This is a genomic window from Corynebacterium mendelii, assembly GCF_017307055.1.
GTDB classification, from domain to species: domain Bacteria; phylum Actinomycetota; class Actinomycetes; order Mycobacteriales; family Mycobacteriaceae; genus Corynebacterium; species Corynebacterium mendelii.
Map to the genome: position 1 here is coordinate 31003 of NZ_JAFLEQ010000005.1, position 10561 is coordinate 41563.

Below are 10561 nucleotides of genomic sequence, written 5' to 3' on the forward strand. Positions count from 1 at the left end.
GCCGCAGCCTGTCCCGCCCCCTGTGCCCGTGTGCACCCGCACACAAGCCACCGGCGGCACGGCTGCGGCCGGTTTTTTTAAAGCCCGTCCGCCTGTCGCCCCTCCCCTCACCTCACCGTATACCCGGCGCCTGCCGCAGAAGGGTGGGGGAGACAAACCTGACCCGGTTCACGGTTGCGGCACGCACAGTCACGCTCCCCCACCCGCCCGCGGCACCGGACCGGCCGATGGGCTGACGGGCACAACCACCGCGAGCCAACCCCGGGGGCGGAAAACAACGGACGCACGAAAAAACACACCGTCCGGCCGTGGGTCCCGCAGGCTGTGCGGGTGGGCACAGCGGCTTATCGCGCGGGACCAACTCACTGGTCGGATGGTGTGTGGTTGTCTGCCATGCATCATCCCCCACCCCGGGCCGGTCTGCCCCGGGGGAGGAGGGATAAAGCAGCTACTGGACGCTGGGCACCTTGCCGCACAGCAGCCAGCGGTCACCTTCACGGACGAAGTACTGCTTTTCGGTGTTGGTCTGGAAGTTCGCGGTGGCGGTCACCACGGCGGTTGCTTCGTTGCCGTTGACGATCACGTTGTCGACGTTGTCGATCCGGCCTTCACCACCCGGGGGAATCGGCACCGGGGGAATGTTCTGCTGGACCATGTTCACCGCAGCTTCCCGGCCGCCGGCCTGCGCCAGCACCGAGTCACAGGTGTTGTTGAAGGCGTTGAGCATCACGGCCTGCACGTTCGGGCCGGACAGGGAGCGGGCCATCACATCCCGGATGGCGGACCGGTCGGCGTCGGTGGCCTGATTCGGCCCGGTCAGCTCCGGGACGGCCATCTGGCGGTTGGCGGCCGCATTGGGGTCTACCGGGGCCGGGGCCGGGGCCGAAGATGACGGCTGAGGTGCCGGGGCCGAACTGGTCGGCTGTGGGGCGGGAGTTGACGGCGGTTCAGGCGACGGCTCCTCGGAGGTGGTTTCCTCGGTGGTGGACTCTTCCGAGGTAGTGGTTTCCTCGGTGGTGGTTGTCGAGGTGGTGGTCTTCTCGCTGGTTGTCGTCGAGGTGGTGGTTTTTTCGGTGGTGGAGCTCGCCGCTGTCGAAGAGGCCGCCGCCGAGGTGGTGGCGTCCGTTTCGGCGGAATCATCTTTGCCGCAGGCAGCAAGCGCCAGCGGTGCCACCAGGGCGGCCGCCAGCAAGGCTTTGGTGGACGGGGTCATACGGTACAAAGAACTGTCACTCCTGGAATGAAAATAAAGGTGGGTTAAAAACCCGGAAACAACCGCATCCGGGGCGGCTCCGGGTTCGCCGGTCAAACATCCGGGCGCTGATTTTCGTTGCCCGGACAACACACACCGGCTGCCGCCGGCAGGGGCAGGGCGGTGTACCGGGGGATTCTACCAACTGGGCCGGTTGTGCGCCGTGACAGTGCGGCCTGCCGGTGGAGGTGGCGGCCGCTAGGCTGGGTGGGCAACACCCCACCCGGGTCCCGGGTCAGGGGGAAGGCACTGTTTTGAAACAACCGCACACCTTTTCTTCCACCGAGGAGCGTGACCGACCCCGTGATCCGCGCACACGGACAGACCATCACCCTGGCAGGCGGCACACTGACTGTGTACCGGGATGAACTCACCCGGGCGCTGTACGGCCCGGGCCGGGTCATTGAGGTAGCCACCATCACCGGCTACACCACACACACCTGCCCGGGGCCGCTGCGCCAGAAACTGGTCATCGACGGTCCGACTCCCCCGCTTGCCATTGATTTCGGCCCCGGCCAGCGCGACCAGTTGGAGGCTCTGGCTGGTGAACTCGACCGGATCATCGGCGGGGACGCACCGTCGGTTGCCGCCCAGTCCATTCCCGGTTTCTGTGTCACCGTCATCGGCGCCGACGCCCCGGACGGGGTGTGGGATAAACCGACGGCCATTGCTGTTGCCTCCGTCACCGACGGCAACCTTGGGGCTGTGCACCGCTACAGTTTTTCCGGCGACCCCGCCCGCGACACACAGACCTTCACCAGCCTGGCAGACACCCTGTCGACGCTGTTGGAAAAACAGCAGGCCGCCACCGCCTCCACCACCGGAACCGGGAAGGCGGTCCTGGTTGCCCACAACGCCTACAAAGTGCTGTCGATTCTGCGGCGTACCGCAGCCCGCCTCGGGGTGGCAGTGCCCGCCGCAGAAGTCATGTGCACCCTGGCGCTGTGGCGCAGTCTGCACCACAGCACCGGCTGGGCCAGTGAAATCCAGGCTGCGGCCGCTATGAGCGGCACCCCCACCGGTGACGACCCGCAACCGGTGGATGAGACATGCCCGCTGGCCGACCGGCTGGCCGCAACAGTCCGTCTCGCCTGCGCATTGGCGGTGGGAACAGGCCAACCGGTCTCCGATATCCGGGCACTGGCTGCTGCTGCGGGTCTTGCCCCCGGGCAGGTGACCGGTGGGGCGCTCACCCCGGTGCTGGAGGAAGCCGATGCGGCCATCGCCTATCCCGCACCGGCGGCTGGCACCGCCACACCAAAAAAGACATCAACGGCTGCCGCAGCCGCACCCCCGGCCGCGTCAGGCCGGTCGGGTGGCGGCCGGGGTTCCCGGCGCGGCCCGGCCCCCTGGTCACGGGTCCAGGCCCCGGAGACGATTCCCGACCCCAATCCCGACGCCGACCCGGAAGGAGTGCTGTTCGGCCAGCTGGTGGTACTCTCCGGGGATTTCGGGGCGCACAGCAAAGAGGAACTGTTCCGGTTGATCGCCGACAAGGGCGCACAGCTGAAAACGAATGTGACCAAAAAAACCACGATTCTGGTGGCCGGTGACTGGGGGAAGAAAACCTCGAAGGTGAAAAAAGCCGAGCGCTACAAGCAGGACGGCCAGGACATCCGGATCTGGCGCGACACCGACTTGTATGAGGCTCTCGGTATCGCCGCCGACCCGATGCAGGAAGAACCCCCGTTTTAATCTCCCCGCCCCGTTGATCCCTTCTGGCCGGTCAACCGCTCTGGCCCGCCGGGGCGGCCACCGGCGGGAAAAGCGTGGTTGTTTCTGCCGCGTCAAGTGCCTGCCGCAGCTGGCGGGCCACCGCGTAGCCGAGCAGCGGCGGGACGGCATTGCCGATCTGCCGGAATTTCACCGACTGGGTTCCCGCCCAGGGCATGTCAGTCGGGAAGGTTTGCAGGGCGGCTGCTTCCTCCACAGTCAGCCGCCGCAGCGGGACGGATGCGGGAAGAGCTGCCAGCGGTGGTTTGTTGTCGTGGAACAGCCGCCGGTGGTAACCGACGATCCAGGGCGTGACAGAAGGATCAGCCAGGTTGGCTTCGTCAATGATGGGGGTCCGGTTGCCGCCCATTGACGCCGGCAGGGTTTGGGAGGGCCCGTCCAGGTTGATGGCCCGCCCCTGGCCGTTGAACAGCATTCCGGCGAACGGGGATTTGCGTAGGACAGGTTTTTTCGCCAGCGTGATTTTCGCCGTGCATATCCCCTCATTGCCCGCTGTTCCCGCCGGCGGCAGCCCGGAGAGTGTCTCCCGTGCGGTCGGCGGGTGTGCGGCGGTGGGCGGGGAAGAGAAATCAACCAGCGGGGCGTGCGGCGGGAGACCGATGAGGAACATGCGTTTCCTGGTCTGCGGCACAGCCCATCCGGCGGCGTTGAGCACCACCAGCTGTGTTTTGTAGCCCACCGCGGCATTGGACTGAAGGCTTGCAATCACATCGGCCCACCGTTTGTTCGTCGCCAGGGCGGCAACGTTTTCCATCACAAAGGCCCGGGGTTTGACGGTGGCGACAATGGACAGGAAATCGAAGACGTGTTTCGACCTGGGGTCGTCCGGATCCATGCGCCCGGCAACGGAAAACCCCTGGCACGGTGGGCCGCCGATGACAATATCGGCCATGCCGGGTTCGAACAGGTCGGTAAACCCGCGCACATCCCCGCACAGCGTCCGGGTGGTGGACAACAGGGCCGCCGCATCCGCCCACCGGGGATCGGTGACCTGTGCAATACGGTCATGGGTGGCTATGGCATACGGGTCAATGTCGTTGGCGATCACCGGCCGGAACCCGGCGCGCGCAAAGCCCAGATCCAGTCCCCCCGCCCCCGAGTACAAAGACACCATCGTGGAATGTCCCTGCAGGTCAGGGGTTTGGGATGTGGGCATGGCGCAAGTGTAGCCGCCGCCGACGAGAGCACTCAACGTCCCCGGTTTTTCAACCAGTGGCCCTACAACCGTCCGGGTGCCAGGCGGCCTCCCGTCCGGCGGGTTCATGTCCGCACGACAGAAGTTGAATAACCGTGACCGGGACCGCCAAACTGCGGTTTTACCCCCTCCGGCGGGAGTTTTTTCTCATCACCGCACGCGGTGCACACACCGTTTTTTCACCCAGGCAAAAGATCATGGCCGGCCGTGCGGCACATGCACCGGAAACATTCGTCCGGCGGCGTGGATCTTTCCCTTCGGCGACGACGGCTTCGGTTCGGACGGTGGCAAGACCCGGTGGCACCACCCCGGATCTTCTTCCGGGAAATAAACGATGACACCATTGCGGCTGTCCTCCGGGCAGCCGGAGTCATGGCGGCGGGGACACAAGGAGGGGCACGGATCGTTTAACGGCGGTCACGGAGCTGCTTGCGGGAACCGAAGCCATGCCGCCGGGGATCAGCGGCCCGGGGCGTGAGCGAGCAGCGGATCGCCGATGCATTAGCCGTCCTGGCTTTCGGCCCGGACGACTGGCGGGGCAGAGGCATCGGCGACAGGGCCAAGGCCCCGAATCTCAGCCGCCGCACGCTCGGCGATATCGAATTCACCCATGTCGACCGGCGCTGGGCCATCGGTGACGCCGTCCGGACCCATGTCATCGATGTGATCAACCGGCCGACGGTACCGCAGTGGATCCGGGATACCGCCGCCAAGATTGTGTCTGACCAGCGCAATAACCCCACTATCCACCCCGGATGGGGGTGGGCCTGGGAGAGTGATGGAACCGTCGGGCGCATCGGGCGGTCATACAACGGTGCAGATCTTTTCTAGGAGATCTCGATTGCGGGCAGCCGGTCCTCCGGCCACCCGCTGTATCCCGCTATCCATCCCATCTGCCCGCCTGCCGTGTTGTTTTTCCTTTTTCCGTACCACCGTCTTTGTCCGGTGGGGGCCGTAACCTGTGACAGGAAAAATAGCACCGGGACCGGGCAGCACACACGTTTCCGGGGGTTTCGTCGTCCCATGTCTTCGCCCGCGCCCGCCAGGGTAGCCCGCACCACCATCACCCGCCATCCGGTTGAGGGTGACCACACCCACAATCCGTGCCATTCCCGCCCCGTACCGGCAGCCCGGCCGGCCGCGGGAGTGAACTCCGCCGGCCCCGATTCCGCCCGCCCGGTGGATGTGCGCCGGATTTTCCCGGTGGTTGTGCCGCAGGACCATTGTCCGGTCCAGTTCACCGACACCGGTTTCCGCGCCGAGACAGCCACTGTCACACTGAACCAGAAGATGCGCTGCGCGTTCACCCACCATTCCGACATGGTGTCGGTGCGCACCGTCGACCGGTTGGGGCTGGGTCTGGGTGAGCTGTGGCGCCGGGCGGCGATGAATCTCATCGACAGCGCCTGGACGTCCGGGGGAACCACGTTTTTCTACCGCAACGCCTGCGCGCTGACCGGGCAGGACACGTGCGGCCTGCAGATCGCCTCCCCCGGGGGCCGCAGTGTCGCCTGGCTGGCGCATCCGGAATCTTTCACCATGTTGTCGCAGTGGGCGTCGACCAAACTCGGCGGGGATCTTTTCTGGTACGCCCCCGATCCCCGGCAGCTGGTGGTGGTTCCGGCGGCCGCCGACCAGACGGTGGTGCATTCCTGGGCGCGGCGGACCGTCAAAAACGCCCCGTCCCAGGCACTGACCGACCAGCCGATGGTCTACAGTCTGGGTTTTCCCGTGCCCCGCGGCTGGTAGCCGGCGTCAACGCCCCGCTACCGGCCCCCTTGCCGGGCCCCTCATCTACGCTGGTGTGTAGATTCCAGGTCCCGTGGCGAAAGCGGGACCGCACACTGACAAAGGTTCTGCCTGACCATGACCTCCCAACCGATCACCGCCACCTACCGGCTGCAGCTGCGTGGGCCGAAAGCCGATCCCACGGGCCGCAGTTTCACCTTCGCCGATGCGCAGGCCATTGTTCCCTACCTGGCGCAGCTGGGGGTCAGCCACCTGTACCTGTCACCGATTCTCACCGCCCCCGCCGAGTCCGCGCACGCCTATGACGTGATTGACCCGACCGAGGTCAATCCGGAACTCGGCGGCATGAAGGGCCTGAAGTCGCTGGCTGCCGCCGCCCACGAGGCGGGCCTGGGCATCATTGTCGATATTGTGCCCAACCATGTCGGGGTCGATGACCCGGCCACCAACGCCTGGTGGTGGGATGTGCTCACCTACGGCAAGGATTCCGAGTACGAGCCGTTTTTCGATATCGACTGGCACGCCGACAACGGCTCCGGGGGGAAACTGGGGCTGCCGGTGCTCGGCAGTGAGGACGACCTGGATGCGCTGCGCCTCGACGAGATCGACGGCTCGCAGGTGCTGCGCTACTACGACCATGTGTTCCCGGTGCGCCCGGGTACTGAAGGTGATGACCCGGTGGCCGTGCATGAGGCACAAAGCTACCGGCTGATGTACTGGCGGGCCGGGGTGATCGGCTACCGGAGGTTTTTCTCCGTCAACGGTTTGGCCGGTATCCGCCAGGAGTCGCCGGAAGTGTTCGAACGCACCCACCGGGTGCTGCGGGAGCTGGTGGCCGCCGATGTCATCGACGGGGTCCGGGTCGACCACCCGGATGGTTTGGCTGATCCCTTCGGCTACCTGAACAGACTGCGGGAAGTCATCGGACAAGACCGCTGGCTGGTGATCGAGAAAATCCTCGGCGTCGACGAGCCGCTGGATCCGCGTCTGGCGGTCGACGGCACCACCGGCTATGACGCGCTGCGGGAACTCGACGGTATTTTCGTCTCCCGGGAAGCCGAGGACAATTTGTCCATGCTGGCTTTCCAGCAGTCCGGCTCGACCTGGGATGAGGCGGCGATCATGGCCACCGAAACCGAGTTGAAACGCACCGTCGCCCGTGACGAACTCGCCGCAGAGGTCACCCGCCTGGCGCGGGCGGTCAGGCGGGACAATTTCTCCACCGCCGGCGACCATGTCACCGAGGAAGTGCTCATCGACACGATTGTGGAACTGGTCGCGGCCATGCCGGTCTACCGGGCCGACTACATTTCCCTGTCGCGGGTGACCGCCACTGTCATCGCGGAGATGAACCGCAAATTCCCCGCCCGGCGCGACGCCCTGGATCTGATTGCCGCGGCCCTGGTCGCCGACGGGGAGGCGTCGGTGCGTTTCGCCCAGGTCTGTGGCGCGGTGATGGCCAAGGGTGTGGAAGACACCACCTTCTACCGGGCCTGCCGCCTGGTGGCCCTGCAGGAAGTGGGCGGGGCACCGGGCCGCTTCGGGGTGGGTCCGGCCGAATTCCATCTGCTGCAGCGCGAGCGCGCCCGGCTGTGGCCGAAAGCCATGACCACGCTCTCGACCCACGACACCAAACGGGGCGAGGATGTCCGGGCGCGGATTCTGGAACTGACCGATGTGCCCAACGATTTTTCTGACACGGTCAAAGACGTCACCGCCATCACCCCGCCGCCGGACGGCGGCACCGGACATTTCCTCATCCAGAATCTTCTCGGGGTCTGGCCCGCCGACGGGCAGATGACCGACGAGGTCAAAGACCGTTTCACCGCCTACGCCGAAAAAGCGGTCCGGGAAGCCGGGGTCCATTCCACCTGGACTGATCTCGACAGTGAATTCGAGGCCACCGTCACCAACTGGATTGAGGCGCTGTGCGACGGCCCGGCCACCGGCCGGCTGAGCGCTTTCGTCACCCAGATCGCCGGTGCCGGGGTACAGGTGTCTGTGGCCCGCAAGCTTCTGCAGCTGGTCGCACCCGGGGTGCCGGATGTCTACCAGGGCACCGAATACATCGAGGATTCCCTGGTCGATCCGGATAACCGCCGCTTCGTCGACTACACCGCCCGGGCGCAGACCCTCGACGAAATATCGGCCGGCACGCCACCGGTGCCCGCGATTGTCGCCGCCGCAGAAACAGCAGCCGACGACGGGGAATCAGCCACCGGCCCCACCCGGTGGCACGGCGATGCGGCCCGGGCGTGTTACCCGCTGCTGGACCGCTGTGCGGACCGGATCAAACAGGCTGTCGTGGCCAGCTGCCTGACGCTGCGCCGCGACCGGCCGGAAGTGTTCGTGGCCGGCGGCTACCAGCCGGTGTTCGGTGTGGGGGATGCCGACAACCATATTGTCGGTATCGCCCGTTCGGAAAAGGATTCCCCGGCACCGGTGGTCATCGGTATCGGGGTGCGCCGTCCTCTGACCCTGGCTGCGGCCGGCGGCTGGCGGGGCACCACCGTCACCCTTCCGGCCGGGCAGTGGACCGACCGGTTGACCGGCCGCAGTTTCAGCGGTGTGGTGCCGGCCGATGAATTGTTCGCGTTGCTTCCCGTGGCCCTGCTGTTGGCCGACGACGGTGCCGCCGGATAACACCCACGGCAGACAACCGCGCCACACTGCTGTTGTCCCCGGCTATAAAGGGGACGCGGGTGGTGTCGCCGGTTTTTTCCACCACCCGTTTCCACCACGACACGACCATCCCCGGATGAAGGCCGGGACACCATGACTGCACCGACCACCATCAACGATCTTCACCACCACTACCGCGACTGGGTGCGGGCGCATCCGGCGGCGGCGGAGGATTTCACCGACGCCATCGAGGATCTTCTGGTCGATGCCGGGGTCACCTACGACAGGGTGACCTGCCGGGTGAAAAAGTGGCGCAGCCTGAAAACCAAAGCCACCTCACTCACCCCCGGCGGGGAGTTGTTCTACCGGCAACCGTGGAAAGAGATCAACGATATTGTCGGCGTGCGGGTCACCACCTTCTGCTCGACTGAAATCCCGCAGGTCATCGAGGTCCTGCGGGAGGCGTTCACGGTGCTGAAATCGGTGGACAAAACCGCCCAGACCAGGATTTCCGGTTCCTTCGGCTACGGCTCCCACCACCTGATCTGCCGGATCGACACCGCGGTCGACGGACTGGCGGACTACGCCGGTTTCACTTTCGAGGTGCAGATCCGCACCGTGCTGCAGCACGCCTGGGCCGAATTCGAGCACGATATCCGCTACAAGCGCGGCTCCGCTGTGCTGGATCCGCGTATCGACCGGGCCTTCACCCTGACTGCCGGCCTGATCGAGTTGGCCGACCAGCAGTTCGACCAGATTGCCGCCATCCAGGACGGCGGGGTGGGGGCCAGCCATGATGTGCAGCTCACGGCCGAAACCCTGCCCGGTGTGCTGGCAGTACTGGTGGGCAACCGCTTCCCGCGGTCGAAATCGGAGTACTACGGCTGGCTGGAGGAGATTCTGGCGCTCAACGGCATCACGACCGTCGGGGAATTGAAAGACCTGCTCGACGACCGGGATATCTCCGCCGTGCAGCAGTCGATGCGCTACCGGTTCGTGCCCGGCCAGGTGCGGCTGATCGATGATCTTCTGCTGCGCCGCTTCGGGGCCGATCACATCATCAAAACCAAACACACCGGTATGCGGGCGAAAGCCCGGGCCGAACGGCTTCCCGCCCGCCTGGAGCAGATGCGCATCGACGGTATTGTCGATGATTCACAGCTGCGGGCCGACAGTCCTGCCGACACCGCTACGCAGCAGTAGCCGATGGGGTGCGCTCCCCGGCAGGGCCGCCGCGCGCGGCGGCCGCAGTGTCAGCGCCGCCCGCGCAGCCGGTCGAGTTCGCGCCGCTCACGTTTGGTGGGTCTGCCTGTCCCGCGGTCACGCACCGGTACGGAGGCGAGAACCTCTTTCGGCGGCGGCGGCGGGGAATGGTCGATGTAGCATTGCCGGGCCACGGCCGCGCCGACGCGTTTTCTTATCGTCTGGGTGACCTCGACATGGTGTTCCCGGTGGTTGACCCACACCCGCACCCGGTCACCGGCAACCACCTGCTGGGAGGGTTTGACCGCCTGCCCGTTGAGTTTGACGTGACCGGCTTTGCAGGCCTCGGCCGCGGCGGAACGGGTTTTTATCAGCCGTACCGCCCATACCCAGGCGTCAATGCGCACCGCCTGCCCGGTGGTGGGAACCGTCGTCATGATCGTTGCGTGAGTGTTTCGTCGTCCGCCGCTGAAAGTGGGTGTTTGTGCCGGATAAAAAAGCTAGGACCAGTCGTCGCGGTGCCTGATGATCTTGTTGATGCGCCAGGCATTGACCCCGCCGATGGCCAGGGCGCACAGCAGTCCGAAGAAAAACCAGCCCCAGCTGCCGGCCACCAGCCCCAGGACCACGCCGCCGACGATTCCGGAACCGACGCCGACAACAGCCTGCTGCGAGTAGCGGCGGACATCTCTTTTGCGTTTTTCAACGGGATTGACCGGGCGGCGCTGAAGTGACATGACACCATCATAACCGCCCCGCTGTCCCGGCTGTCACTGTCCCGCGCCGGGTTTGTCCCCCGTGTTTTT

9 protein-coding genes are annotated in these 10561 nt (G+C 65.8%); 5 read left to right on the forward strand and 4 right to left on the reverse strand.

The features are described 5' to 3' along the window. Positions 1–448 precede the first annotated feature (448 nt). Entirely contained in the window at positions 449–1213 is a 765-nt protein-coding gene (locus tag JZY06_RS03120; protein WP_207118365.1) for a hypothetical protein, read from the reverse strand. 342 nt (positions 1214–1555) lie between these two features. Here JZY06_RS03120 and JZY06_RS03125 point away from each other — a divergent pair, with 342 nt between their 5' ends. Continuing rightward, a complete protein-coding gene (locus tag JZY06_RS03125; protein ID WP_207118366.1) occupies positions 1556–2947 on the forward strand; it encodes a BRCT domain-containing protein in 1392 nt (463 codons plus the stop codon). Positions 2948–2978: 31 nt separating this feature from the next. On the opposite strand, the gene JZY06_RS03130 is transcribed toward JZY06_RS03125, so the two are convergent. Further along, complete coding sequence (locus JZY06_RS03130; protein WP_207118367.1) at positions 2979–4142, reverse strand: DNA cytosine methyltransferase; 1164 nt, start codon at positions 4140–4142, stop codon at positions 2979–2981. Between the two features lie 513 nt (positions 4143–4655). Between JZY06_RS03130 and JZY06_RS03135 the strand changes: the two genes are divergently transcribed. The 4 genes from JZY06_RS03135 to JZY06_RS03150 all read left to right on the forward strand — a co-directional run bounded on the left by JZY06_RS03135 (position 4656) and on the right by JZY06_RS03150 (position 9755). Continuing rightward, complete coding sequence (locus tag JZY06_RS03135; protein WP_207118368.1) at positions 4656–5012, forward strand: hypothetical protein; 357 nt, start codon at positions 4656–4658, stop codon at positions 5010–5012. Between the two features lie 192 nt (positions 5013–5204). Beyond that, the gene (locus JZY06_RS03140) at positions 5205–5930 is read left to right on the forward strand and encodes a hypothetical protein (RefSeq protein WP_207118369.1); all 726 of its coding nucleotides are present in this window, start codon (positions 5205–5207) and stop codon (positions 5928–5930) included. Positions 5931–6047: 117 nt separating this feature from the next. After that, complete coding sequence (gene treY / locus JZY06_RS03145) at positions 6048–8573, forward strand: malto-oligosyltrehalose synthase (RefSeq protein ID WP_207118370.1); 2526 nt, start codon at positions 6048–6050, stop codon at positions 8571–8573. Between the two features lie 132 nt (positions 8574–8705). Continuing rightward, complete coding sequence (locus JZY06_RS03150) at positions 8706–9755, forward strand: GTP pyrophosphokinase (RefSeq protein ID WP_207118371.1); 1050 nt, start codon at positions 8706–8708, stop codon at positions 9753–9755. Positions 9756–9805: 50 nt separating this feature from the next. Here the strand turns inward: JZY06_RS03150 and JZY06_RS03155 are convergent, their stop codons facing one another. Then, the gene (locus tag JZY06_RS03155; RefSeq protein ID WP_207118372.1) at positions 9806–10192 is read right to left on the reverse strand and encodes an RNA-binding S4 domain-containing protein; all 387 of its coding nucleotides are present in this window, start codon (positions 10190–10192) and stop codon (positions 9806–9808) included. Between the two features lie 63 nt (positions 10193–10255). Then, the gene (locus JZY06_RS03160; RefSeq protein ID WP_207118373.1) at positions 10256–10492 is read right to left on the reverse strand and encodes a hypothetical protein; all 237 of its coding nucleotides are present in this window, start codon (positions 10490–10492) and stop codon (positions 10256–10258) included. Between the last annotated feature and the right edge of the window lie 69 nt (positions 10493–10561).

What these genes read in the sequence shown, in the direction of transcription:
- JZY06_RS03120 (WP_207118365.1), bottom strand. Translation starts at nt 1,213, where the DNA reads ATGACCCCGTCCACCAAAGCCTTGCTGGCGGCCGCCCTGGTGGCACCG.
- JZY06_RS03130 (WP_207118367.1), bottom strand. Translation starts at nt 4,142, where the DNA reads ATGCCCACATCCCAAACCCCTGACCTGCAGGGACATTCCACGATGGTG.
- JZY06_RS03140 (WP_207118369.1), top strand. Translation starts at nt 5,205, where the DNA reads ATGTCTTCGCCCGCGCCCGCCAGGGTAGCCCGCACCACCATCACCCGC.
- treY (WP_207118370.1), top strand. Translation starts at nt 6,048, where the DNA reads ATGACCTCCCAACCGATCACCGCCACCTACCGGCTGCAGCTGCGTGGG.
- JZY06_RS03150 (WP_207118371.1), top strand. Translation starts at nt 8,706, where the DNA reads ATGACTGCACCGACCACCATCAACGATCTTCACCACCACTACCGCGAC.
- JZY06_RS03155 (WP_207118372.1), bottom strand. Translation starts at nt 10,192, where the DNA reads ATGACGACGGTTCCCACCACCGGGCAGGCGGTGCGCATTGACGCCTGG.
- JZY06_RS03160 (WP_207118373.1), bottom strand. Translation starts at nt 10,492, where the DNA reads ATGTCACTTCAGCGCCGCCCGGTCAATCCCGTTGAAAAACGCAAAAGA.